This is a genomic window from Solirhodobacter sp. (genome assembly GCF_964715405.1).
The window spans coordinates 1-23,923 of the sequence record NZ_CBAICG010000050.1; the positions used below are offsets into that span (position 1 = coordinate 1).

The window sequence follows — 23,923 nt, forward strand, 5'->3', positions numbered from 1 at the left end:
AATCGCAGCCCGCACCTTTGGCGTCGTCGTTGCCTGCTTGTGAAGATGGATCAGCATGCCCGCACCCCGCTTCGAATGTCCCTCAGGATCGATCTTGCCATGAAAAATGAAGATCGCCGAGGGTCTATGTGATCATCAGGGATGGAACAGCTAAGCATTGGCCGCTCGCCACTCAATGCGCCTCTGCCCAGTTCGCGCCCTGCCCGGCGTCGACCGTCAGCGGCACCGAGAGCTTTACCGCCGGATCCGCGGCGCCCTCCATCACCGCTTTGGCGCGGGCGATGGTGGCGGCGACCGCGTCCTCGGCGACCTCGAACAGCAGTTCGTCATGCACCGTCAGCAGCATCTTGGCGTCCAGCCCGGCGATGGCCTGCGGCATGCGGATCATCGCGCGGCGGAGGATGTCGGCGGCCGCCCCTTGAATGGGCGCGTTGATGGCGGCGCGTTTGGCGAAGCCTGCGGTGGGGCCTTTGGCGTTGATCTCGGGCGTGTGGATCTTGCGGCCGAACAGGGTCTGGACGTAGCCGTGCGATTTCGCGAAGGCGATGGTGTCGTCCATGTAGGTGCGGATGCCGGGGAAGCGTTCGAAGTAGCGGTCGATGAAGGCCTGCGCCTCGGCGCGCGGGATGCGCAGGTTGCGGGCGAGGCCGAAGCCGGAAATGCCGTAGATGACGCCGAAGTTGATCGCCTTGGCGCGGCGGCGGATTTCGGGGGTCATCCGGTCGAGCGGGACATCGAACATCTCGGACGCGGTCATGGCGTGGATGTCGAGCCCGTCCCTGAACGCCTGTTTCAGCGCGGGGATGTCGGCGACGTGGGCGAGGATGCGCAGTTCGATCTGGGAGTAATCGAGGCTGACCATCACGCGGCCCTTGGGTGCCACGAAAGCCTCGCGGATGCGGCGGCCTTCTTCGGAGCGGACGGGGATGTTCTGCAGGTTCGGGTCGGTCGAGGCCAGCCGCCCGGTGTTCGCCCCGGCGATGGAGTAGGAGGTGTGCACCCGCCCCGTTTCGGCGTTGATGTGGGTTTGCAGCGCGTCGGTGTAGGTCGATTTCAGCTTCGATAGCAGCCGCCAGTCGAGCACGCGGGCGGGCAGATCGTGGCCCTCGGCGGCCAGATCCTCCAGCACGTCGGCGCCGGTGGCATAGGCGCCGGTCTTGCCCTTCTCGCCGCCCGGCAGGGACATCTTGTCGAACAGGATCTCGCCCAGTTGCTTGGGCGAGCCGACGTTGAAGGGCTCGCCCGCAAGCGCCTGAATCTCGGCCTCCAGCCCCGCCATCTTCTGGGCGAAGGCGTTCGACATGCGGCTGAGGGTGTCGCGGTCCACCAGCACGCCCGCCATTTCCATCGCAGCCAGCACCGGCACCAGCGGGCGTTCCAGCGTTTCGTAGACCGTGGTCACATGGGCGCGCGGCAGGTCGGGCTTGAAGCGTTGCCAGAGCCGCAGCGTCACATCGGCATCCTCGGCGGCGTAGGGCACGGCGTCATCAAGGGCGACGCGGTCGAAGGTGACCTGTGCCTTGCCGGAACCGAGCAGCGGCTTGATCGGAATGGGGACGTGGCCGAGATATTTCTCGGACAGGAAATCCATCCCGTGGCCGTGCAGCCCGGCGTGCATCGCGTAGGACATCAGCATGGTGTCGTCGATCGGCGCGACAGTCACCCCGTTGCGGGCGAAAATCTTCGCGTCGTATTTCATGTTCTGGCCGATCTTGAGGATCGCGTCATCCTCCAGCACTGGCTTCAGGATCGCCAGTGCCGCAGCCAGCGGCATCTGGCCCTCGACCAGGGCAGTGGAGCCGAAAAGGTCGCCGCCGCCTTGTTTGTGGCCCAGCGGGATGTAGCAGGCCTTCCCGGCCTCGACGCAGAGCGAGATGCCGACAAGCTCGGCCACCATCTCGTCAAGGCTGGTGGTTTCGGTGTCCACCGCCACATAGCCACGCTCGCGGATCTGGGCGACCCAAGCCTGCAAGGCGGCGGCATCGCGGATGCACTCATACGCCTTAGTGTCGAACGGCACCGCTTTCGGCGCCGCGCCGCCCGCTTCGGGGTCGGGGGCGGGTGCAGAGTCGGCGATCACCGGCGCCGCCACCTTCAGCTTTTCGGCCACGCGGCGGGTCAGGGTGCGAAACTCCATATCGGTCAGGAAGGCCATCACGGCGCCCGGATCGGGGGCTTGCACCTCGAGATCGTCCAGCGTCACATCCAGCGCCACGTCGCGTTTCAGCGTGACAAGCTGGCGCGAGATGCGGATCAGGTCGGCGTTGTCCAGCAGCGACTCGCGCCGCTTGGGCTGCGTGATCTCGCCCGCGCGTGCCAGTAGCGTATCCAGATCGCCGTATTCGTTGATCAGCAGCGCCGCCGTCTTCAGCCCGATCCCCGGCGCGCCCGGCACGTTGTCGACCGAGTCGCCCGACAGGGCCTGCACGTCGACCACCCGTTCCGGCCCGACGCCGAACTTCTCGAACACCTCGTCGCGGTCGATGCGGCGGTCCTTCATCGGGTCGCGCATCACCACGCCGTTGCCGACCAGTTGCATCAGATCCTTGTCGGAGGAGATGATGGTGACGTTGCCGCCCGCCGCGACCGCCTGCTGAGCCAGCGTGGCAATGATGTCGTCGGCCTCGTAATTCTCGGTTTCAAGGCAGGCGACGTTGAAGGCCCGCGTCGCCGCGCGGGTCAGCGGGAACTGCGGGCGCAGGTCTTCGGGCAGTTCGGGGCGGTTGGCCTTGTAAAGCGGGTAAAGGTCGTTGCGGAAGGTCTTCGACGAATGGTCGAACACCACCGCGATATGGGTCGGCGCCTCGTCGCCGTTCGTCCGGTTCAGCTCGTTCCACAGGATGTTGCAGAACCCCGCCACCGCACCGATCGGCAGACCGTCGGATTTGCGCGTCAGCGGTGGCAGCGCGTGATAGGCGCGGAAGATATAGGCCGAGCCGTCGATCAGATGCAGATGGTGGCCCTTGCCGAATGTCATTGCGATTGCTCCGCGGCTGCTACCGGCAGAGTATTGCCATGAAGTGGCGCGCGGCGAAACCCTGCGGGCCAGCGCAAGGAGGCAAGGCGATGCGGACCGTGCTGTGGGGGTTCGGCGGATTTCTGGTTGGCGGTGCGCTGGCCTTCGGCATCGGCGCGGTGCTGCCGTCGATCATCACCATCTCGACGTTCGAGGGCAGCTATGGGTTGGGTGTGGTGTTCGTCTGGACTCCGCTTGGTGCGATCGTCGGGGCGGTTGTCGGGGTGATCGTCGGGCTGGTGCGTGGCCGCTGAACCGCTCAGTGATCGTCGTGGGCGTGGGCGCGGTCGATCACGAACCTCTTGTCGCAGTAGCCGCATTCGACCCAGCCGGTGTCCTCGGGGATGGTCAGCCAGACGCGCGGGTGGCCAAGCGCGTGCGCACCACCGTCACAGGCCACTTTCCAGTGGGTGACGACCTCGGTCTCGGGGGCTTTGGTGGGCATCGGTGGCTCCGTTCCTGACAGGCTTGCCCTTGCGGGATAAGTCGCGCGCCGGGGGGCGTCAAGCCCGCGCTGGCGCGCGGTCGATCCGCACCTGATAGCAATTGTTCGCGGCCGAGCGGAGGTGGACATAGGCGATGTCGTTGCGGGCGAGCAGCAGCGCGGCCCGGTCGGGGATGCCGGGCGTCGCCACCACGCCCCCGGTGCCGCAGACGATGCGGTCGTCCGGCCCGTAGCCGCGCAGTATCCAGTGCGGCGAGGCGAGCATCGCGGGCAGGGCATCGCCGCCGCAGGGCGCACAGGGATCAGCGCAGGAGAAGATCGGCCCGGTTTCGGCATCGGGCTGCGGCGCCGGGACGGGGCGATGGGCAGGGCGGCGAAGCGGATCGGCAGGGCGAGCCCTCCTTGGCCACGCCAATCTGGCGCGGCGCGGCGCCTGCGCCGACCTGGATGCTGCGCAATGCGGCCCTCAGGCCGGCCGGACCAGCATGGGGCCCAGCGCACGCCCCGCCAGCACATGAACGTGCAGGTGCGGCACCTCCTGATGGCTGTGCGGGCCGGAGTTCGAGATCAGCCGGTAGCCGTCGCCCCCGTCGCCGGGCGGCAGGCCGAGCAAGGTGCAGACCTCGGCGACGGCGCGAGTGAAATCGAGGATTTCGGCATCCGGGGCGGCGGCGGCGAAGTGGTCGTAGTTCACATAGGCGCCCTTGGGGATCACCAGCACATGCGTGGGCGCCTGCGCGTGGATATCGTGGAAGGCGAGGCTGTGGGCGGTTTCCAGCACCGTCTTGTTCGGGATCTCGCCGCGCAGGATGCGGGCGAAGATGTTCTGGCTGTCGTAGGCGTAGGGCATTGCGATCCTCGGGGTCAGTCCACGTAAAGGTAGCGGGAGGCCGCGATCTCGCGCGCCTTTTCCATCGGCACGTCAAGGAAGGCGGCCAGTGCGGGAACATTCTCGTCGACGCTGGCGGCCTCGCGGATGCGGTAGAAGCCGGGGAAGTTCGCGTCGCCGATCCGGTCGCTTTCGAACTTCACGTCATAGCGGATCGTCGGCAGCAGCTTGTCGAGCGTGTCGCGCGGCGTCAGGTCACCGGCCAGACCGACGCGGCGGGCATGGCCGATCAGGTAGTCGTCGCTGAACTCACACTCCACCTCCAGCAGGCGGGTGGTGCAGCGGTCGGAAAAGAAATCCTGCATCAGGTCGACGTTCGCCGGGTCGATGCAGATCAGCAGCTTGTCGGTGGCGTAGTTGTCGAACAGCATCCGCATCAGCGCGCGGCGGTGGCGAGCGCGCTTTTCCACCGTGCTCTGGATGCCGCCAAGGTCGGGCAACGGCGCCGACTGTTCATTGAAGATGTAGTCGAGCGCCGGAAGGTTGGTGACCTGCCGCACCCGCTCGGTCAGCCGCTTGGCGACGTGCCATTTCTTGCAGGTCACGATCAGCAGCTCGCGCTCGCGGCCCAGCGTCGATTCCGCCTCCCAGAACCGGGGCGCGAACCGACGCCCGATGCGGCCGCGCCCGGTCAGGAACTGAAACAGCGACCGCCCCTCGTTCGAGATCGTGAAGCGGGCCGTGTCGTCGGTGTAAAGCTGCCCCAGCCGCGTCTTGAGCGCCGTGGCGTCGGGCGAGATCTTGCGCGCGAAGAGGTAATCCTGGCTCAGCAGCAGGTCGTAATGGTCGTTGTAGAAGGTCACCGGCATCCCGTAGTCGGTGAACATCAGGAACGTCAGCGTGCGCGAGCGAAGCTCGGTCTCGGGCACCAGATGGCGAACCAGGGTCTGGAAGAACGTCTCATCCGGAATCCAGGTGGTGCGGAAGAAGCGCATCACGTCGCGGCGGCGGTGGCAGAACTCCATCACCGCCTCGACCGTGCGGCGGCGCAGGCACCACCACTGGCTGCCGATCATGATCTGCAGGTCTTGCGGGATGCGTCGCGTCAGGCCGAGCCTTTTCTGCACCTCGACCGATTTGTAGAACAGCCACTTCCATTTCCGCTCGTTAAAGAAATGGCGGTAGATCAGCCGTTCTTCCTTCATCCCGGTCTTGATCCAGTCGGACCCGAGGAAATCGACCGACTCGATGTAATCGACCGGGTCGCGGTCCAGCATCTCGTGCGCGTAGGCCGCCGATTTGATCGGCATGCAGTCGCCCGACAGCATGTAGAAATGTGTCGCCCGCGGAAACGCCTTGAGCGCGGCCAGCGTGGCCTGGATCGTCGCCTCGACCAGGCTCCATTCGCCCCAGCCGCATTTGATGCGGCGGCGCGCGAAGGTGACGGAAGGGTTGTCCTTCAGCGCGGCGCGGATGCGGTCATAGGGCGCGCGGCCCGCCCGGCCATCGAAATGAATCGACACGAAATCCCCCGCCGCGGTCAGGCGGCGGGCCTGCGCGACGATTCCTTCAGGGTCCTTGTGGGACAAAAGGATATAGGCGATTCGTGCCATTCAGGCCCCTTGGCGGCGGCGGCTGACGTGATGATGCCTAGATAGCGTGAACGGTCATTGAAAAGACAGCGTTTCTTTGGTCTGTTGGCGCGGATTGGCGGGATCGGACGACGAGCCCCGGCCCCCGGAATGAAGGAGCGACACGGATGGGCTTTCCCGGCACCTGGATGACCGAGAGCGAGAGCATGGTCTATCGCGTCGTCCCCAAATGCGCCTGCTCGACGATCGGGCAGATCATGTTCTATTCCGACCACGGCCGCTTTTTCGACGGCGACATCCACGACGCGACCGAAGGCCTGCACAAATGGGCGTCGGAGGCGAGCCAGAAGCTGATCGAGCGGAACGTGAAGGCGCACAAGTCCTATGCCTTCACCTGCGTGCGCAACCCCTACACCCGCATCCTGTCGTCGTTCTTCGACAAGATCTGCGGCATCCAGCGCAACGGCAAGCGTTACCGGGGCAACCTGGTGCCGCTGTTGGTGCAGAAATACGGCGTCGAGGTCGGCGGGCCGGACGGCAAGGACGAGTTCGACCAGATCCGCAGTTTCCGGCGGTTCCTGCTGTTTGCGCGCGACACCATCCGCTGGCGCAAGCCGATGGAGCCCGACATCCACTGGTCGGCGATGGCGGGCCATGTCTCGACCTTCATCGCCAACGGCGGACGCTACGACCACATCTTCTTCACCGAGAAATTCGACGAGGGGATGCAGGTCGTGCTGGACCACGTTCCGGTGGCGCATCCGGTCGATCTCAAGACCATCCCGCGCTTCAACGAAAGCGAGGGGCATGGGCCCAAGCGCGCCCACCCGGTGGAGGCGTATTTCGACGACCTGTCGATGCATCTGATCTGGGAAATCTACAAGAAGGACTTCCAGTTGTTCCGCTACGACTTCGAGAACCCGGCCAACAAGATGCCCAAGGGCGCAGTCGATCTGGACGAAGTGCACGCCAAGCTGGGCGACTGACCGCTCAGCCTTCCGGCGCAAGCGGCCGAAGGTCGGCAAGCTGGGTGGACCGCATCGCGGCGGGAACCGCGACGGCGGGGGCGAGGTCGGCGATCAGCAGCGCCTCGCCGGGGCCCGCGCTGGCCAGCATCACGCCGTCGGGCCCGACGATGCAGGAGCCGCCCGAATAGACCAGATCGCCCTCTGGGCCGCTCAGGTTGGCGTAGGCGATCGTCACGCCGTGGTTCACCGCCTGCGCGGGCACGGTCAGGCGCGGCACATGGTGGAACGGCACCGGATTGGCGGTCGGCACGATCAGAAGCGTGGCCCCGGCAGCGGCATTGGCGCGCACCAGGGGGGCGAATTCCACATCGTAGCAGATCATCACCCCGCAGCGGACACCGTCGAAGTCAAAGAGGCACAGCCGGTCGCCGGGCACGAACAGAGCCTGTTCGCGCGGGCCGTAAAGCTGCACCTTTCGGTAGCGGGCCAGTTCGTGGCCGGTGCCGTCGAACACCAGCGCGGTGTTGCGCAGGGCCGCGCCATCGCGTTCGGCCAGCCCGATTGCCAGCCCGCAGCCGGCGGCGCGGGCGAGGCCGGACAGCCGCCGTTCCCATCCGCCCCCGGCCGGTTGGGCGAGCGCGGGAATGTTGCCGTGGTTGTAGCCGGGCAGGTAGAGTTCGGGGAACACCACCAGCCGCGCCCCGGCGGCGGCCGAGGCGGTCAGCATCCGCGCGACGGTGTCGAAGGCGCGGGCGATGTCGCCGTCCGGCGATGGCCCCTGATAGACCGCGATGATCATCGGTGCGCCGCTCATTCGGCGGCCAGTGGCAGGGCCGCACGGCCGGACTCGTCGGCGACGCGGGCGATGACGCGGGCGAGCATCTCGCGCACCGCATCAAAGCCGGGGCCGGGCTGGATCTGCACCTCGTCCATGTAAAGCGCGCGGTCGATTTCCACCTGCACCACATGCTGTCCATGGGACGGGTGCCCGTAGGCCTGCGCGATGTAGGCCCCGGCAAAGGGCGCGTTGCGCGCCACCCGCAGGCCCTCGGCGGCAAAAGCAGCCTCGATCCGCTCCATCACCTCGGGCGCGGCGGCGGCGCCGAAGCGGTCACCCAGCACGACGTCGGGCCGGGCCCGGCCGACCTGCCAGTAGCCGTCGATCGCCTCGTGCGGCATCGAATGGCAGTCGATCAGGATCACTTCGCCATGCCGTGCCTGCGTCTCGCGCAGAAGCGCCTGCAACTGCGCATGGTAGGGCAACCAGACCGCATCGAGCCGGGCCTGCGCCTCGGCGAGCGCGATCTTGCCGCGGTAGATCGACCGACCGTTCGCCACGACGCGCGGGATCACGCCAAGCCCCGCGCTGATGCGCGGGTTCATTGCGGCGCGCGGCGCCTGATCGACCACCGCCGGGTCCAGTTCGTCCATCGCCCGGTTGAGGTCCACATAGGCGCGCGGCGCGCGGGCGACCAGCAGCGGCGCCCCCGCCTGCGGCGCATCGGCGAAGAGCAGGTCGACAAACGCATCCTCGGACGACCGGATCATCCGCTCGTCCAGCACACTGGCCGCGAGGAAGGCGGCCGGATACTCCCGCCCGCTGTGCGGCGAGGCAAGAACCAGCCGCGACGACGCCACGGCCGGCCGGAAAAGATCGTAGGCGGGATGGGTCATCGGGCCTCCTTCCGGCATTGTTATAGCGGGAATTCCGGCGTTGCCAAAACCTCTTGAACAGGTTGGCGACTCCTTCTATAGACCTGCGGACCGACGCGGTTCCGCCCGCGTCCCTTTTGTTTTGGGGCAGGCGGAGTTGATCGGTTCGGGGCGCGTAGCTCAGCGGTAGAGCACTACGTTGACATCGTAGTGGTCACAGGTTCGATCCCTGTCGCGCCCACCATCCACCGCCTTCGGGTTGCGCAAGCGCCGATGGTACCGTTAATTTCATGGCGCACGCGCGCCCGGACCAGGAGAAGACCGATGAAGGTCAGAAATTCGCTCCGCTCGCTGAAGGCGCGTCATCGCGACTGTCAGATCGTGCGCCGCAAGGGTCGGGTCTATGTGATCAATAAGACCCAGAAGCGTTTCAAGGCGCGTCAGGGCTGATCCGCCCGACACGCCCCGAGACGCCGATGTGAAAAAGCCGCCGCGCGCAAGCCCGACGGCCTTTTTTCATGACCGCGCGGATCAGGTGCCGCGGCGCAAACGCAGCCACGAGCTCAGGCCCAGTGCGAAACCGCCCGCCGCCAGCACCTCGTTGATCATGGTGTATTCCGTGGGCTCGGTCCCGCCGCCCGCCAGCGCGAGATAACCGAAGCACAACACCGCGCCAAAACCGACAACACACAGTATCGAGCAGGATTTCATCGGGGTCTCCTCCACCGTCTGTCCTCCGGGCGAAGCGATTCGCGCGCCGTCCCGGCTCCTTCACGGGAAATAGTAGCCGTTTTTCGCATATATCAAAGCGAAACCTGCGGCACGCTGCCGCGTGGCAGCCTGCCGCGCGCGGGCGCTGGCCTGGAAACGAGGCTTGGCGGCAGGGCCGCGCGGCGTCTGCACCCGTTCGTGCGATTTTCGCAACAGCCCCGGTGATCCGATTTCGCGGCCCCGCCGTAATCCGGTCATGCTGTGCGAATTCGAGCCTTTGCAGATTGCGGATGCGCCGCCTGACGGTGGTCCCTATGCTGTCGGCACGAGGCACTTGCAGCGGCGGAACGGGCTTGCTCCACGGATGACCGGACGTATGGACGACACCGACGGGGTGCAGCTTCTGCTGCGCATCCGCGACCATCAGGACCGCGCGGCCTTCGCGGAATTGTTCCGCCATTACGCCCCGCGGGTGAAGGCCTTCCTGATGAAGTCGGGGGCCAGCCATGCGCTTGCCGAGGAATGCACACAGGAGGTGATGGCCACGCTGTGGCACAAGGCGCACCTGTTCGATCCGGGCCGCGCGAGCGTGGCCACCTGGGTCTTCACGATCGCCCGCAACCGCCGCATCGACGCCATCCGCAAGGCGCGCCGCCCCGAGCCGGAAGACCTGCCCTGGGGCCCCGAGGGCGAGGCCGACCCGGCGGACGCGCTGGAACTGCAACAGGAATCCGCACGGCTGGGCGAGGCCATCGCCCTGCTGCCCGCAAAACAGCGCGACCTGATCGAACGGGCCTATTTCGGCGACCTCTCGCATAGCGAGATTGCCGCCCAGACCGGCCTGCCGCTTGGCACCATCAAGTCCCGAATCCGGCTGGCGCTGGAGCGCCTGCGCCATCAGATGACATGAAAAGACGAATGAGCACCATCAGACACCATATCTCCGACGAAATGCTGATCGCCTATTCGGCCGGAACCCTGCCCGAAGCGTTCAGCCTGGTCGTGGCCGCCCATGTCTCGATGTGCGACACCTGTCGCGCCGCTCTGTGCGCCTTCGACGCCCTGGGGGGGGCCGTGCTGGAGCGCTGCGGGTCCGCCAGGGTCTCCGACGGCTGCCTTGCGGCGACGCTGGAGCGCATCGCCCTTGGCGCCACATCGAAGCCGCGCGCCTGCGGCAAGGACGCGGTTCTGCCGGGGCCCGTGGTCGATTACGTGGGCGGTGGAATTGACGCCGTGCGCTGGCGCCCGATCGGCGGCGGCCTCCGGCAGGCGATCCTGCGCACCGACCGGGCGGCCACGGCCCGCCTTATCTACATCCCGGCCGGAAGTGCAGTTCCCGACCACGGCCACCGGGGTGCCGAACTGACGCTGGTGTTGCAGGGCGCATTTCGCGACGAAACCGACCGCTTTGCCCCCGGCGACGTCGAGACTGCGGCCAAGGATTTGACGCACAAGCCCGTCGCCGAACCGGGCCAAGCCTGCATCTGCCTTGCGGCAACCGACGCACCGCTGCGGTTCCGGTCGCTGCTGCCGCGCATCGTCCAGCCGTTCTTCCGCATCTGAACGATCATTCACCCACGGATCCCAGCGGCCAGGACTGGCCCCCCATGTATCAGCGTGACATGATCTTTCGCCACCAGAAGGTCATGTGTCGAAAGCTCAACGCCCTGATCCTCCGCCTTCACTTCGGCCTCGCCGAGCGCAAAAACGAAGATTCGCCTTGCATCAAGCCCGTCGCCTGGCCACAGAACCTCGACGCAGGCATTTGGGCCACCCCGCGCCATCATCACATTGAAATCCTCGCTGACGCCCGTCACCCCGGTTGCCCTCAGCGCCACATCACCGGAAAACGCGATCGGCCGGAGCGGATCGGCCCGCAGCCGCATCCCCTCGCCGACCAGATCGAAGCCCGGTCCGGAAATGACCGTCAACACCCGGTCGATCCCGGGAAACAGCGAAAACGGCCCATCTTCCGCCACCGTGGCCATCGAAAGCCGCAAGGAAACCGCCCCGTCCACGTCCTCGCGCCACATCTCCACGGTGACGCCGCGCCCGTTCGCCCAGGGCATCCGCCGGTAGTCGGCGCGGGTGAGGTGCTGCATCAGAGGCCTTTCCTGGCGACCAGTTCAGGCGGGGGGGACACGGGATCGGGGGCCAGTTCCTCGAAATCGAAGTTGTCAAGCCGCTGCGCCCGCCGCGCCGCCTTGTCCGACGACAGCCGGATCTCGCGCACGTCGTTCTGCGCCTGGGAAAAATGCGTATCCAGCCGCTCCACCCTCTCGCCCAGCCGCCGGACATCCTCGAACAGCATGTGCAATTCGCGCCGGATCGCCCCGGCCTGTTCGCGCATCCGTGCGTCCTTCAAGACCGCGCGCATCGTGTTCAGCGTCGCCATGCAGGTGGTCGGCGAGACGATCCAGACCCGCGCCGCAAAGCCCTCGCGCACCACCTCGGGGAAGTTCGCGTGCAATTCGGCGTAGACCGCCTCGGAAGGCAGGAACATCAACGCCCCATCGGCGGTTTCACCCTCCAGGATGTATTTCTCGGAAATCGCCCGGATATGTGAACGAACCGACGTTCGCATAAACCGCGCCGCCTCGGCCAGTTCCGACGGCGTGGAGGCCCGCCGCAGCGCCTCGTAGGCCTCCAGCGGGAACTTCGAATCTACGACGATCGGGCCGGGCGGGTTCGGCAAGTGGATCAGGCAATCCGCCCGCCGCCCGTTCGACAACGTCGCCTGCATGGTGTAGGCGTCCGACGGCAGCGCCTTCTGCACGATGTCATGCAACTGGATTTCGCCGAATGCCCCGCGGGTCTGCTTGTTCGACAGGATATCCTGTAAACTCAGGACGTTGCCAGACAGCTTCTCGATGTTCGCCTGCGCCTTGTCGATCGTTTCCAACCGCTGCTGCAACTCGCCCAGGCTGCGCGCCGTGCGCGTGGCCGAGCCGGACAGGTTCTCCGTCATCCGCGCGCTGACCTCGGCCAGCCGCGTTTCCATCACCTTCAACATCGCGCTTTGGGCATGCGCCTGCGCTTCCGAAACGTGGTGCAGGCCGCCCGCCAGTTGCTGCTGGCCGTCGGAGAGTTGCTGTACCCGGTGGCCGACCTGATTCATCTGGTAGAGCAACGGCTCTGTCATCCGCGCCGACCGCCCCGCCGCGCGCAGCACGAGCACCAGTAGCAAAAGCACCACGCCCGCCGCGCCAAGGCCCGCGATCACCATCGGATCGTCCAGCGCCACCAGATGCCCGCCGATCGTGATCATGTGCGGCCGAACAACCGTTCGATATCCGCCAGCCGCAGTTCGACATAGGTCGGGCGGCCGTGGTTGCACTGGCCGGAATGCGGTGTCGCCTCCATCTCGCGCAGCAGCGCGTTCATCTCTTCGGCGCGCATATGGCGGCCGGAGCGGACGGAACCGTGGCAGGCCATCCGGCTGAGCACCGCGTCGATGCGCGCTTGGACATTCCGGCTGTCGCCCGCTTCCGAGAGTTCGTCGAGAATGTCGCGCAGCAACCCCTTCACATCGACCTGCCCCAGGATCGCGGGCGTCTCGCGCACCGCGACGGCGCCGCGCCCGAACGGCTCGACCCCCAGCCCAAGCCGCGCCAGGTCCGCCGCCATATCCAGCAGCCTGGCGGCCTCTGCGTCGGAAAGCTCAACGATTTCAGGGATCAGCAGCGCCTGCGCAGCGATCCACTTTTCCGCCATCTGCCGCTTCAGCCGCTCATAGACCAGCCGTTCATGCGCGGCGTGCTGATCGACGATGACGATCCCGGTTTCGGTCTGCGCGATGATGTAGTTTTCGTGCACCTGCGCCCGTGCGGCACCTAGCGGGCGTGTCTGCGCCGCCTCGTCCAGGGGTGGTTCGATCCGGGCCGAGGGCGCCTCGGCGAAGCCGGTCACCGGGGCCTGCCATTGGGAAGCCGCGCGGATCGCGCCCGCCGAGGGCCGGTCCATCTGGTAAACCCGCGCCTCTGGCCGCAGCGCGTCCAGCGCGGCCGCCCCGACGGTGGTGGACGCCCGATGCCCCGCCCCCGCCAGCGCCTGCCGCAGCCCCGACACGATCAACCCGCGCGCCAGCGCCGGGTCGCGGAACCGGACCTCGGATTTTGCCGGATGAACGTTCACATCGACCAGTTGCGGATCGCAGGACAGGAAGAGTACCGCCGCCGGATGCCGGTCCCGGCCGAGGAAGTCGGCATAGGCCGCGCGCAGGGCGCCATACAGCATCCGGTCCTGCACCGGACGGCCGTTCACAAACAGATACTGCGCCACCGAAGAACCGCGCGAATAGGTCGGCAGCGCGGCATAGCCGGTCAACTGGAATCCCTCGCGCTCCAGGTTCAAGCGCAGCGCGTTTTCGGCGAACTCAGGCCCCAGCACAGTCGCCAGCCGCCCGTGCAGGGCGTCGAACAGATCGCCGCTGCCCGCGTCGGCGCGGAACATCACGCGCCCCTCGCCCTCGCTCACATCGGTCAGCCGGAAGCTGACGTAGGGCGCGGCCATCGCCAGCCGCCGGATCACCTCGGCCAGCGCCTGCGCCTCGGCCCGGTCTGTGCGCAGGAACTTCAGCCGCGCGGGGGTTGCATGGAAAAGATCACGCAGTTCGACGACGGTGCCCCGGCTCAGCGCCGCCGGCGTGACGGCGCCCAGACGGCCACCCACCACCTCGATCCGCGCCGCCTCTTCGCCGCCGGTGCGCGAGGTGATGCTCAGCCGCCCGACCGCGCCCAGCGAGGGCAGCGCCTCGCCGCGAAATCCAAAGCTGTGGATGTTCAGCAGGTCCGAGCCGTCGATCTTCGATGTGGCATGGCGCGCCAGCGCCAGCGGCAGGTCGGCGGCCGACATGCCGCAGCCGTCGTCGGTCACCCGGATCAGCGTCTTGCCACCGTCGGCATAGTCCACCGTGACCCGCCGCGCGCCCGCATCGAGCGCGTTTTCCACCAGTTCCTTCACCGCCGAGGCAGGTCGTTCGACCACCTCGCCTGCCGCGATGCGGTTGATCGCGCCCTCGTCAAGCTGCCGGATGACCGGGCGGGTGGGGCTTATCTTGGGGGTCGCGACGTTCATGCCACCAGAATTAGCATGGCCGGAAAGATTCGGCCACTGTCATCCCGGCGTCACACCCGGTCAGTTGGGCGGGGTCACGCCCTGCGGCGGGGCGCTTGGCGTGGCAAGGCCCACGGCCCGCCAGCGCGCCAGTTCGGCGTATTGGTCCAGCGTCATGCTCTTGTAGGCCTGGAAATAGACCGTGTGGCCAAAGAGCCTGTCCAGCACTCTGCCGTTGTGGGTGCGGCGGAATTTCAGGTCGGCGGCATCCAGATCGGTGCGGATCGTGGGCGAAACGCCGTAACGGTCCGCCGCCGCCACCAGGGCGCCATCGGCCACTGGCACGCCGCCCGCCTTCATCGCGCCGGGTTTGCCGCCGAGTGCTGCCACCGCATCGGCATTCGGCGTCGGGTCGGCAAGGTTGCTGCCGCCCGGCGTCGGCGCGGGCAGCGCGCTCATGTTTTTCGGCATGTCGAGCGGCTTCGACGGCAGAATCGCGAACTCGTCGGGGCTGTTGCTCTGCGAGTGCAGGTTCATCAGGTGCGGCTGGCGATCGCCGCCACACCCGGCCAGCACCAGAACCGCCGCCAAGGCGATCCCGAATTTGCCGTGCGCTGCCCGCATGTAAGCCTCCAAAACCCCGTCTCCGTCCGTCTTTATCGCATTGATCCCGGCCCGTCACGGGTGTTCTGCCGCCCGGTCAGCAGCACCAGCCCGACCGCGCCCAGAAAGACCGCGACATCGGCAAGATTGAACGAGAACGGGTTGTGCATTCCGCAGCAGGACATGTTCAGAAAATCCGCCACCGCACCATGGATCACCCGGTCGATCACATTTCCGAGGGCGCCGCCGATCAGCAGGCCCGCCGCGATCTTCGAGGGCGTGCCGTGCCCCTCATGCCCGACCCAGCGCCAGACCCAGGCCGCAATGCCCAGCGCCACCGCGATCAGAATCCAGCGCATCAGGGCGACATCGTTGGCGAGCAGGCCGAAGTTCACGCCCTTGTTCCATGCCATCTGGAAGTTGAGGAACGGCGGGAAGACCGCGGTCGTAAAGCCTTCCTGAAGTCGAAGCCCGTAGATAACGGCGATCTTGCTGATCTGGTCGATGGCCAGAACAATCAGCGCGGTCTTTGCGGCGATCTTCATCCCGTGCTCCTCAGTGCCGGAAGTGGCGTTGGCCGGTGAACACCATCGCCAGCCCCGCCACATCCGCCGCCGCGATCACATCCGCGTCATTCATCGAGCCGCCGGGCTGGATCACCGCTGTCGCCCCCGCCTCGGCCGCCGTCAGCAGGCCATCCGGGAACGGAAAGAAGGCATCCGAGGCGACCACCGAGCCTTGGGTCGGCGATGCGGCGAGCCCCAACGCCGCCGCCATGTCGTCGGCCTTGCGGGCGGCGATGCGGGTCGAATCGACCCGGCTCATCTGCCCCGCACCGACGCCGACGGTCGCGCCGTCCCTGACATAGACGATGGCGTTCGATTTCACATGCTTGGCGACGGTCCAGGCAAACAGCAGATCGGCAATTTCGGCCGCGGTCGGCGCGCGTTTGGTAACGACCTTCAGGTCGACCGCGTCGATATGGCCGGTGTCGCGGTCCTGCGCCAGAAAACCGCCCGCCACCTGCCGGAAGGTCAGCCCCCCCGCCCTGGGGTCCGGCAGCGCGCCGGTGGTCAGCAGGCGCAGGTTCTTCTTCGCGGCGAAGACCGTGCGCGCGGCCTCGTCGGCGTCGGGCGCAATCACCACTTCGGTGAAAATCTTCACGATCTCTGCCGCCGTCGCCGCGTCCAGCGGCCGGTTCAGCGCCACGATGCCGCCAAAGGCCGAGGTGCGGTCGCAGTCGTAGGCCCGTTTGTAAGCTTCCAGCAGCGTCGCGCCGCGCGCCACGCCACAGGGGTTGGCGTGCTTGATGATGGCGCAGGCCGGGCCGTCATCCGGTGCGAATTCGGCCACCAGTTCGAACGCGGCATCGGTGTCGTTGATGTTGTTGTAGCTCAGTTCCTTGCCCTGCCACTGCCTCGCGGTAGCGACGCCGGGGCGGTTCGAGCCGTCCCGATAGAACGCGGCGCCCTGATGCGGGTTCTCGCCATAGCGCAGCGTCTGCGCCAGCGTTCCGGCGAAGGCCCGCCGCCGCGGCGCGGCTTCACCGATCGCCCCCGCCATCCAGGTCGACACCGCCGCATCATAGGCCGCCGTGCGGCCATAGGCCATCTGCGCCTGGCGCTGGCGGAACGCCAGGCTGGTCATGTCGTCGTGCGCGTCCAGTTCCGCCAGCAGCGCGCCATAGTCCTGCACGTCCACCAGCACGGTGACAAAGGCGTGGTTCTTCGCCGCCGCCCGAATCATCGCCGGGCCGCCGATGTCGATGTTCTCGATGCAGGTGTCATAGTCCGCGCCCTTCGCCACCGTCGCCTCGAACGGGTAAAGGTTCACGATCAACAGGTCGATCGGCTCGATCCCGTGCTCGGCCATCGCCGCCAGATGCGCCGGATTGTCGCGCAGCGCCAGCAGCCCGCCATGCACGGCCGGGTGCAGCGTCTTGACGCGCCCGTCCATCATCTCGGGGAAGCCGGTCACATCCGCCACGTCGCGCACCGACAGCCCCGCCGCGCGCAATTCGGCCGCGCTCCCCCCGGTCGAGAGCAGGTCCACCCCGCGCGCCGCCAGCGCCTGCGCCAGGTCCAGCAGGCCCGACTTGTCGGAAACGGAGATCAGCGCGCGGCGGATCGGCAGAAGATCGGTCATCCTCGGGTGGTCCTCTCGGTCTCGGGGTCAGTCGGCGGCGAGGTCATCCCGCTCCAGGTCGCGAATGGCCAGCGGGGTATCCTGCGCCTTCGACAAGGTCCAGCGAATCTGGCTCGCGGCCTCGGCAACCTCGGCGGCAAGGACGATCTGCCGCGTCGCGCGCGGCTTCAGGCGGCCCTTTTCCAGATAGACCGACGGGGCAAGCGTCAGTGCCGCCGCGCCTTCGAACCGGAACACCCAGATCTCGCCGCTTTTCAACGCCAACGAGACGGCGGTGCCGCCAAGGTCGATCTCGGCGTCCACATCCGGGTGCAGATGGAACCGGATGGCAAAGCGCACCGGACCGCCCTGCGCCGTCACCACCTTCAACCGCGCCTGTTCCGCCTCGGTCATGGCGCCCAGCGTATCCTCGCCGGTCAGCATCCGCCCGTCGGCGGCAAGGTAGAGCCCGCGCATGTGGGTCAGCCCGTGCGTGGCCAGATAGCCGTTGTGGCCCGCCAGCAGCCCCTGCCCCGCGGGCCCCGGCTCCAGCCGCAGGTGGATGATCGCGGCGCGGTCCAGCAGCAACTCGCGCGGGGTGCCCGACGCGGCCGCCACCGGCCCGAGGCGTGACGACGAGAACCCCTCGATCGCCAGCGTCGTATGCGACGGCGTCGCCCGCCCGGCGCGGCGCCATTCCGGCCCGAAGGGCGCGCCCGATCCGCAGTTGACGATCAGCGGCCGCCGCCCCGACGTCAGTTCGAGCGCCAGCGTCGAGGCGTGCGCGTTGGCCGAAGCCGCGGCCTCGGGCGGCGCCGCCGCATCGACGATCACGCTGGTCCGCCCGCCCGAGAGCCGCGCAAAGCCCATCGCCAGCCCGTCCGGATGCGTGGCCCGCACGCCGGAACTGGCCAGCGCATGATCCAGCCGCCCCTCCAGCCCGCGCCCGCCGCCGTGAAAGCGCGCCAGCCCGCCGTCCGAATGGCGTAGCGCGCGCAGCGTCGGCGCGATGCGCTCGATCGCCGCCTGATGCGCGGGCGTCGCCATCCGCCCCGCCTCGGCCAGCGCCTGCGCGGCCCAGGTCAAGAGCGTGAATACCTCCAGCAGTTCTTCCGGGTTGCGCGTCGGAATGCCGCCCTCGCCGTCGATCTGGTCATCGCATTCGCGCGCCAGCGCCGCCGTGGCCGGGGCGACATGTTGCTCCATCCCGGTCAGGGCCAGACCCGCATAGACCAGCCCGGTCAGCGCCTCGAATCGCGGCAGGCCGGGCGAAGCCGCCGCCCAGCGGCGCGACAGGAAATTGGTCTGCTGCGCCAGGCTGCGAAAATAGGCCTCGGCGGCCGGGCGCTGCTGGCCCGACAGCAGGAACAGCGCGTGGTTGATCCAGCGGATCAGCCGCCGCCCGGTCAGGTCCGGGGTCCAGCCCGGCCCGCGCCCGCGGCCGTAGCGGGCAATCCAGTCGAACGTCCAGGCCTGCGCCCGCGTCCGCGCCGCGCCGTCGCCCACCGCCGCCAGATCGTCCATCCAGGCGAACCCGTGCAGCGCCTCTTCGAAGCTGGGATCGGGCATCGGCAAATCCCAGACGCCCACCCCCGGCCCCTCGATCAGGTAACCCGCCAGCAGGAAGTTCCCGGCCACCAACTGGCGCCCACGCGCGAAACTGCCGATGGTGCGCGGTTCGGGCTGCGAGACAAAGCCGGTCGCCGGGCGCGCCAGCGTCGCCATGCGCGCGCGCCAGCGATTCGCCAGCCGGGCCTTTCGCAAGGTCCAACCGTCGCCCTGCCGCCCGCCTGCCGTGCCGCGCTCTGCCATGCTGGGTTCTGTGCCGATGCTGCTCCGGGCCTGTTCCGACCCGCACCGAACCATAGCGTCGGGGTCGGACCCTGTCACCGCCGAAAAGCCGGGGTATCAGACGCGGATCAGCCGGGTCGGCGAAGCCGCGCCATGAAGAAGCCGTCAACCCCGCCCCGGTCGGCCCAGTGGTCGGGGCGCAGCCGCAATCCGCCGCCCGCCGCCTGCCAGTCCTGCGGAACACCCGGCACGGCGATGTCTTCGATCACCAGCCCCGGATGCCGCGCCAGCGCCGCAGCGACCTGCCCCTCGCCCTCTTCGGGCAGCAGCGAACAGGTGCAGACCACCAGCCGCCCGCCCGGTTTCAGCAGGCCCAGCGCCCGGTCGATCAACTGCGCCTGCAAATCCAGCAGTCCCGCAACCTCGCTGCCGTCCTTGACGAAGGGCAGGTCGGGGTGCCGCCGGATCGTGCCGCTGGCCGAACAGGGCGCGTCGAGCAGCACCGCGTCGAACGGCTCGGCGGTCCAGTGCAGCGCGTCGGCCACCACCACCTCGGCGGCCAGCCGACAACGTGCGAGGTTCGCCACCACCCGCTCCATCCGTGGCCCCGACAGGTCCACCGCCGTTACCACTGCACCCGCCGCCGCCAGTTGCAGCGTCTTGCCGCCCGGCGCGGCGCAAAGGTCCAGCACCCGCTCGCCGGGGCGCGGGTCCAGCAGCCGCACCGGCAGCGCGGCGGCCGCGTCCTGCACCCACCAGGCGCCCTCGCCGTAGCCGGGAAGCTCGCTCACCTGCCCCACTGCACGCCGCCGCAGGCTGCCCGTCGGCAGCACCTCGGCCTCCAGCCGTTCCGCCCACATCGCCGCGTCTGAGGGATCGCGCAGCGTCAGATCAAGCGGCGCACCCACCGCCTGCACCGCCTCGATAGCCGAGACGACGTCGCGCCCCCAGAGCCCCACCAGCGGCTTGCGCAGCCACATCGGCATCCGCTGCGGCGGCAGTTTCGCCCAATCCGCGCCCGCCTCGGCCACCCTGCGCAGCACGGCATTGGCCATCCCGGCCTGATGGTTCGTCCGCTTGCCCGCCCGCAGCAGGTCCACCGCCGTGTTCACCGCGCCATGCGGCGGCACCGCGTCCACCATCATCTCGACGGTGGCCAGCCGCAGCACGTTCATCACCTCGACCGGCGGCGCCTTGCGCAGATGCGTGGCCAGCAGCCGGTCGGCAGGTTCCAGATGTCGCAGCACGCTCAGCGCCAACCGCTGCGCCCGCGCCTTCTGTCCCGGCTCCAGCGGCGCCAAGGGCCCCGCGGGCTGCGCCAGCAGGTCCGACAGCATCCGCCCCTCGCCCAGCACGCCGTTCAGCAATGCCACTGCCGCCCGCCGCGCCGGATCGACCTGTCCGCCCACCTGATGATCCTTCCGGTCTTGTTCCCCGATCGGCCGGGCGTATATCAGGCAGGTCAGCGACACAAGGAACCGCCCGATGGCCGACACCCCCCGCCCCGAGCTGCCGCCCGAAGCCCAACGCGCCCTTGCCGAAGCCGAGGCCCGCCGCAAGGCCACGCCCCCCGCGCCGCTGCCGCCCGAACTCGGCGGCCGCAAGGGGCCGGAACCGGTGCGCTATGGCGACTGGGAGCGGCGGGGAATCGCGGTCGATTTCTGAGGAGGGCAGCGCCCGTCCGCCCCCTGGGCGGGCGCTTCCGCCACGTTGGCTGACGGCATGACCGTCAAGGGTGCCGCACCACAAAGCAAACCACCACCCTTGCGGCGCCCACCCGCAGTCAGGGGCAGCCCTTTGTTGCACCATTTGGGGGAAGGCCACTCCGGGCTCGATCTCAGCCGTTCAGGCGCCGCCCCCTCACATCCCCAACACATCCAGCATCGAATACTGCCCCGGCTGCTTGTCCTGCCCCCAGAGCGCCGCCTTCAGCGCGCCCCGCGCGAACACGGCGCGGTCGGTCGCGATATGGCGCAGCACGATCCGCTCGCCGTCGGCGGCAAAGATCACGTCATGCTCGCCCACGATGTCGCCACCGCGCACTGATGAAAACCCGATGTCGCCCCGCGTTCGCGCCCCGGTCATGCCGTCGCGGCCGCGGTCCGACACATCCGCAAGCGTCACGCCCCGCCCCGCCGCTGCCGCCTCGCCCAGCATCAGCGCGGTGCCCGAGGGTGCATCCACCTTCATGCGGTGATGCGCCTCGACGATCTCGATGTCGAAATCCGCATCCAGCGCCTCGGCCACCTTGCGCGTCAGTTGCACCAGCAGGTTCACGCCCAGGCTCATGTTGCCCGCCCGCACGATCACCGCATGGCGCGCGGCGGGTTCCAGCCGCGCGATCTGTTCCGGCGTGAAGCCGGTGGTGCCGATCACATGCACCGCGCGGGCCTGCGCCGCCAGCGCGGCAAAGCCCAGACTGGCCTCGGGCGAGGTGAAGTCCACCACTGCCTGCGCCCTGGCAAACGCCTCCAGCGCGTCATCCGTCACCGTCACGCCGAGGTCCGCGCCGCCCATCGCGGCACCGATATCGCGCCCGATCCAAGGATGACCCGGACGCTCGACGCAAGCCACCAGCCGCGCCCGGTCGCTGGCGGCGATCAGCCGCACCAGCATCTGCCCCATGCGCCCCGACGCGCCCGTGACGACGATCCCCGGCCCTTCGCCCATCGCAGCCTCCCCTTACCGATCGGCCTTCCTTAGCCGGTCCGCGCCCTGCGCGCAAAGGCCCGGTTGCGGGTCGCCCCGGCTTGGCATATCTCCCATCCATGGCAACCTCACGCTTTCCCCAGGGCTCCGGCCCCTCGCAGCGTCAGCTTCGCGTCGGCGAACTGATCCGCCGCACCCTCTCCGAAGTCCTGAGCCGGGCCGAGATCCACGACCCTAACCTGAACCGCATCCCGATCACGGTCGGCGAAGTGCGCATCTCGACCGACCTCAAGGTCGCCACCGCCTTCGTGATGCCGCTGGGCGGCGACAAGCGGGAGGAAACGCTGGCGCTGCTGCGCAAGCACACGGGTGAACTGCGCCACCTCATCTCAAGGGGCATGACGCTGAAATACACGCCCGAATTGCGCTTCGAGATCGACGAGACCTTCGACCGCATGGATGAAACCCGGCGGCTGTTCAGCGACGCCACCGTGCAACGCGACATCGCCGCAAGCGACGATGACGAAGACGAGGCCGATGCCTGACCTGCGCATCCTCGCGCTGGTGCTGGCGCTGCCCGCCGCCGCGAATGCCGCCTGCCGCGAGACCACATTCGAGGGCACGCGCTATACCACCTGCGAAACCACCTTCGGGCAGGATGACCTTCGGCTTTGGGTCACGGCGCCCGATGGGGTGCCGGTCGGAACCTTCGGCCGCCTCGCCGATCTGCTTGCCACCCAGGGCAAGCACATCGGGTTTGCGATGAACGCCGGCATGTATGCCCCCGACCTTCGCCCGCTCGGACTCGCCGTCGTCGATGGCCGGCAGATCGCCCCGCTGGTGACCGGCGCCAGCGCGGGCAACTTCGGCCTCCTGCCCAACGGCGTGTTCTGCATCGGCCCCGACCGCTACGCCATCATCGAGACGCGCGCCTACGCCGCTGCCCCGCCCGCCTGCCGCGAAGCCACACAATCCGGCCCCATGCTGGTCATCCGCGGCGCGCTGCACCCCCGCTTCTTGCCCGACTCGGGCTCGACCTATATCCGCAACGGTGTCGGTGTCTCGGCCGACGGGGTGCATGCGGCCTTCGCCGTCTCCGATGCGCCCGTCACCTTCCACGCCTTCGCCCGCTTCTTCCGCGATGCCCTGGGGATGCCCGACGCGCTCTACCTCGACGGCCACACCTCCCGCCTCGCCGCCCCCGATCTGCACCGCGAGGATGCGGGCTACCCGATGGGCCCGATCCTCGGCACCGTGCTTGAAGGCGCGGCGGTTGACGGGCTGCCGGTTGACGGGCCGGGGCCCGCGCAGTAGCAGGCGGGCTCCGCAACCGAAGGGCACAGCATGGGACGCAAGCGCAAGGGGCGCGAGGTATCGGGCTGGCTGGTGATCGACAAACCGGCCGGCATCACCTCGACCGCCATCGTCAACAAGGTCCGCTGGGCCTTCGACGCGCAGAAAGCGGGCCATGCGGGCACGCTCGACCCGGCGGCGACCGGTGTGCTGGCCATCGCCCTGGGCGAGGCCACCAAGACCGTGCCCTACATCACCGACGCGCTGAAATGCTACCGCTTCACCGTCACCTTCGGCGCCGCGACCACGACGGATGACGCCGAGGGTGCGGTGATCGAAACCTCCATGCAGCGCCCGACCGATGCCGAAATCGCCGCGGCGCTCACCGCGTTCCGGGGTGATATCCAGCAGGTGCCGCCGCAGTTCTCGGCGGTCAAGGTCGATGGCGAACGCGCCTACGCCCTCGCACGCGAAGGCGAGACACTGGACCTCGCCGCAAGGCCGCTCTGGGTCGACAGCCTCGAGCTGATCGCTCGCCCGGATCCCGACCACGTCGTGCTGGAAATGGTTTGCGGCAAGGGCGGCTACGTCCGCGCGATCGCCCGCGACCTTGGTCGCGCGCTCGGGTGCCTCGGCCACGTCCAACACCTCCGCCGCACCTGGTCCGGCCCGTTCGACGCCGACAGGGGCGTCTCGCTCGACCTCATCGACAAGCTCGCGCGGACAGAGGAACTGGATGCCCACCTGCTGCCGCTGGAGCTTGGCCTCGCCGACCTTCCCGAACTGAAAGCCACCCCCGAAGGTGCCGCCCGCCTGCGCAACGGCAACCCCGGCATGGTGATCGCTGCGGGCGTGGAGTTCGGCGACGAGGCCTGGGCCAGCCATCAGGGCAGGGCGGTGGCCGTGGGCCGCTACCAGTCGGGCGAACTGCACCCCAGCCGGGTGTTCAAGACCTGACCCCGCGCCGCGCGGCGGCCCGCGCCGGGGGGGCCGTCTGCCCCCCGGCCCCCCCGAGGATACTTCAGGACCGAAAATGAAAACACTCGGGCCCATTGCTGAAGCCGAGTGCCATTTCCGGTCACGGTCATCGGCGTCCCCGCCTGTACCGCAAGGTGATCCTTGCAGCGATTGGTAAAGACTTCCCTACCTGCCCCATTTTCGGTCGTCAAATACCCCGGGGGTCCGGGGGCAGCG

General features: G+C 68.2%; 26 protein-coding genes and 1 tRNA gene. 10 read left to right on the forward strand and 17 right to left on the reverse strand.

Annotated features, from left to right (window positions below; genetic code table 11):
• Positions 1-172: 172 nt before the first annotated feature.
• Positions 173-2,977 (reverse strand): DNA polymerase I, encoded by a 2,805-nt coding sequence (gene polA / locus AC11WY_RS16610; RefSeq protein ID WP_482927545.1) that lies wholly within the window; start codon positions 2,975-2,977, stop codon positions 173-175.
• Between the two features lie 89 nt (positions 2,978-3,066).
• Between polA and AC11WY_RS16615 the strand changes: the two genes are divergently transcribed.
• Complete coding sequence (locus tag AC11WY_RS16615; RefSeq protein WP_482927547.1) at positions 3,067-3,270, forward strand: hypothetical protein; 204 nt, start codon at positions 3,067-3,069, stop codon at positions 3,268-3,270.
• 5 nt (positions 3,271-3,275) lie between these two features.
• Here the strand turns inward: AC11WY_RS16615 and AC11WY_RS16620 are convergent, their stop codons facing one another.
• Genes AC11WY_RS16620 through AC11WY_RS16635 form a run of 4 tightly spaced genes read right to left on the reverse strand, consistent with a single transcriptional unit; the run spans position 3,276 to position 5,903 of the window.
• A complete protein-coding gene (locus tag AC11WY_RS16620) occupies positions 3,276-3,461 on the reverse strand; it encodes a zinc-finger domain-containing protein (protein WP_482927549.1) in 186 nt (61 codons plus the stop codon).
• Between the two features lie 58 nt (positions 3,462-3,519).
• The gene (locus tag AC11WY_RS16625; protein ID WP_482927551.1) at positions 3,520-3,876 is read right to left on the reverse strand and encodes a DUF1203 domain-containing protein; all 357 of its coding nucleotides are present in this window, start codon (positions 3,874-3,876) and stop codon (positions 3,520-3,522) included.
• A gap of 51 nt (positions 3,877-3,927) precedes the next feature.
• Complete coding sequence (locus tag AC11WY_RS16630; protein ID WP_482927553.1) at positions 3,928-4,311, reverse strand: HIT domain-containing protein; 384 nt, start codon at positions 4,309-4,311, stop codon at positions 3,928-3,930.
• Positions 4,312-4,325: 14 nt separating this feature from the next.
• Positions 4,326-5,903 (reverse strand): DUF5928 domain-containing protein, encoded by a 1,578-nt coding sequence (locus tag AC11WY_RS16635; protein ID WP_482927555.1) that lies wholly within the window; start codon positions 5,901-5,903, stop codon positions 4,326-4,328.
• 146 nt (positions 5,904-6,049) lie between these two features.
• On the opposite strand from AC11WY_RS16635, the gene AC11WY_RS16640 reads away from it, so the two are divergent.
• Positions 6,050-6,868 (forward strand): sulfotransferase family protein, encoded by an 819-nt coding sequence (locus AC11WY_RS16640; RefSeq protein WP_482927557.1) that lies wholly within the window; start codon positions 6,050-6,052, stop codon positions 6,866-6,868.
• A gap of 4 nt (positions 6,869-6,872) precedes the next feature.
• On the opposite strand, the gene AC11WY_RS16645 is transcribed toward AC11WY_RS16640, so the two are convergent.
• A complete protein-coding gene (locus AC11WY_RS16645) occupies positions 6,873-7,664 on the reverse strand; it encodes a carbon-nitrogen hydrolase family protein (protein WP_482927559.1) in 792 nt (263 codons plus the stop codon).
• Complete coding sequence (locus tag AC11WY_RS16650) at positions 7,661-8,524, reverse strand: N-formylglutamate amidohydrolase (RefSeq protein WP_482927561.1); 864 nt, start codon at positions 8,522-8,524, stop codon at positions 7,661-7,663. The genes AC11WY_RS16645 and AC11WY_RS16650 overlap by 4 nt, the downstream gene beginning before the upstream one ends.
• 148 nt (positions 8,525-8,672) lie before the next feature.
• On the opposite strand from AC11WY_RS16650, the gene AC11WY_RS16655 reads away from it, so the two are divergent.
• Together AC11WY_RS16655 and ykgO are read left to right on the forward strand one after the other, a co-directional pair.
• Positions 8,673-8,747, forward strand: a tRNA-Val gene (locus tag AC11WY_RS16655).
• Positions 8,748-8,827: 80 nt separating this feature from the next.
• Complete coding sequence (gene ykgO / locus AC11WY_RS16660) at positions 8,828-8,953, forward strand: type B 50S ribosomal protein L36 (protein ID WP_127902620.1); 126 nt, start codon at positions 8,828-8,830, stop codon at positions 8,951-8,953.
• Between the two features lie 81 nt (positions 8,954-9,034).
• On the opposite strand, the gene AC11WY_RS16665 is transcribed toward ykgO, so the two are convergent.
• Entirely contained in the window at positions 9,035-9,214 is a 180-nt protein-coding gene (locus AC11WY_RS16665; protein ID WP_482927563.1) for a hypothetical protein, read from the reverse strand.
• Positions 9,215-9,578: 364 nt separating this feature from the next.
• On the opposite strand from AC11WY_RS16665, the gene AC11WY_RS16670 reads away from it, so the two are divergent.
• On the forward strand, positions 9,579-10,124 hold the full coding sequence (locus tag AC11WY_RS16670; protein ID WP_482927565.1) for a sigma-70 family RNA polymerase sigma factor: 546 nt from the start codon (positions 9,579-9,581) through the stop codon (positions 10,122-10,124).
• 8 nt (positions 10,125-10,132) lie between these two features.
• Positions 10,133-10,777 carry a ChrR family anti-sigma-E factor gene (locus tag AC11WY_RS16675; RefSeq protein ID WP_482927567.1) on the forward strand — a complete coding sequence of 215 codons (645 nt, stop codon included), beginning with the start codon at positions 10,133-10,135 and terminating at the stop codon, positions 10,775-10,777.
• A gap of 8 nt (positions 10,778-10,785) precedes the next feature.
• Here the strand turns inward: AC11WY_RS16675 and AC11WY_RS16680 are convergent, their stop codons facing one another.
• From AC11WY_RS16680 to AC11WY_RS16715, 8 genes are all read right to left on the reverse strand, one after another.
• The gene (locus AC11WY_RS16680; protein ID WP_482927569.1) at positions 10,786-11,316 is read right to left on the reverse strand and encodes a HutD/Ves family protein; all 531 of its coding nucleotides are present in this window, start codon (positions 11,314-11,316) and stop codon (positions 10,786-10,788) included.
• Positions 11,316-12,482 carry a DNA recombination protein RmuC gene (locus AC11WY_RS16685; RefSeq protein ID WP_482927571.1) on the reverse strand — a complete coding sequence of 389 codons (1,167 nt, stop codon included), beginning with the start codon at positions 12,480-12,482 and terminating at the stop codon, positions 11,316-11,318. Before AC11WY_RS16685 ends, AC11WY_RS16680 begins: the two co-directional genes overlap by 1 nt.
• Positions 12,479-14,290 carry a DNA mismatch repair endonuclease MutL gene (mutL, locus tag AC11WY_RS16690; RefSeq protein WP_482927573.1) on the reverse strand — a complete coding sequence of 604 codons (1,812 nt, stop codon included), beginning with the start codon at positions 14,288-14,290 and terminating at the stop codon, positions 12,479-12,481. The genes AC11WY_RS16685 and mutL overlap by 4 nt, the downstream gene beginning before the upstream one ends.
• A gap of 60 nt (positions 14,291-14,350) precedes the next feature.
• Positions 14,351-14,893 (reverse strand): DUF3035 domain-containing protein, encoded by a 543-nt coding sequence (locus AC11WY_RS16695; RefSeq protein ID WP_482927575.1) that lies wholly within the window; start codon positions 14,891-14,893, stop codon positions 14,351-14,353.
• Between the two features lie 32 nt (positions 14,894-14,925).
• The gene (gene lspA, locus AC11WY_RS16700; RefSeq protein WP_482927577.1) at positions 14,926-15,417 is read right to left on the reverse strand and encodes a signal peptidase II; all 492 of its coding nucleotides are present in this window, start codon (positions 15,415-15,417) and stop codon (positions 14,926-14,928) included.
• Positions 15,418-15,427: 10 nt separating this feature from the next.
• Positions 15,428-17,017 (reverse strand): bifunctional phosphoribosylaminoimidazolecarboxamide formyltransferase/IMP cyclohydrolase, encoded by a 1,590-nt coding sequence (purH, locus tag AC11WY_RS16705; protein ID WP_482927579.1) that lies wholly within the window; start codon positions 17,015-17,017, stop codon positions 15,428-15,430.
• Between the two features lie 27 nt (positions 17,018-17,044).
• Positions 17,045-18,808: a heparinase II/III family protein gene (locus AC11WY_RS16710; protein WP_482927581.1), complete on the reverse strand. Its 1,764-nt coding sequence runs from the start codon at positions 18,806-18,808 to the stop codon at positions 17,045-17,047.
• Positions 18,809-18,915: 107 nt separating this feature from the next.
• Complete coding sequence (locus AC11WY_RS16715; protein ID WP_482927583.1) at positions 18,916-20,196, reverse strand: RsmB/NOP family class I SAM-dependent RNA methyltransferase; 1,281 nt, start codon at positions 20,194-20,196, stop codon at positions 18,916-18,918.
• A 76-nt stretch (positions 20,197-20,272) separates the two neighbouring features.
• On the opposite strand from AC11WY_RS16715, the gene AC11WY_RS16720 reads away from it, so the two are divergent.
• Positions 20,273-20,452 carry a DUF1674 domain-containing protein gene (locus AC11WY_RS16720; RefSeq protein ID WP_482927585.1) on the forward strand — a complete coding sequence of 60 codons (180 nt, stop codon included), beginning with the start codon at positions 20,273-20,275 and terminating at the stop codon, positions 20,450-20,452.
• 195 nt (positions 20,453-20,647) lie between these two features.
• Here AC11WY_RS16720 and dapB read toward each other — a convergent pair whose 3' ends face one another.
• The gene (dapB, locus tag AC11WY_RS16725) at positions 20,648-21,457 is read right to left on the reverse strand and encodes a 4-hydroxy-tetrahydrodipicolinate reductase (RefSeq protein ID WP_482927587.1); all 810 of its coding nucleotides are present in this window, start codon (positions 21,455-21,457) and stop codon (positions 20,648-20,650) included.
• Between the two features lie 98 nt (positions 21,458-21,555).
• On the opposite strand from dapB, the gene rbfA reads away from it, so the two are divergent.
• Genes rbfA through truB form a run of 3 tightly spaced genes read left to right on the forward strand, consistent with a single transcriptional unit; the run spans position 21,556 to position 23,686 of the window.
• Positions 21,556-21,981, forward strand: a complete 426-nt coding sequence (gene rbfA / locus AC11WY_RS16730) for a 30S ribosome-binding factor RbfA (protein WP_482927589.1) — start codon at positions 21,556-21,558, stop codon at positions 21,979-21,981.
• Positions 21,974-22,750 (forward strand): phosphodiester glycosidase family protein, encoded by a 777-nt coding sequence (locus AC11WY_RS16735; protein WP_482927591.1) that lies wholly within the window; start codon positions 21,974-21,976, stop codon positions 22,748-22,750. The genes rbfA and AC11WY_RS16735 overlap by 8 nt, the downstream gene beginning before the upstream one ends.
• Positions 22,751-22,780: 30 nt before the next feature.
• A complete protein-coding gene (gene truB, locus AC11WY_RS16740) occupies positions 22,781-23,686 on the forward strand; it encodes a tRNA pseudouridine(55) synthase TruB (RefSeq protein ID WP_482927593.1) in 906 nt (301 codons plus the stop codon).
• The last annotated feature ends 237 nt before the right edge of the window (positions 23,687-23,923 follow it).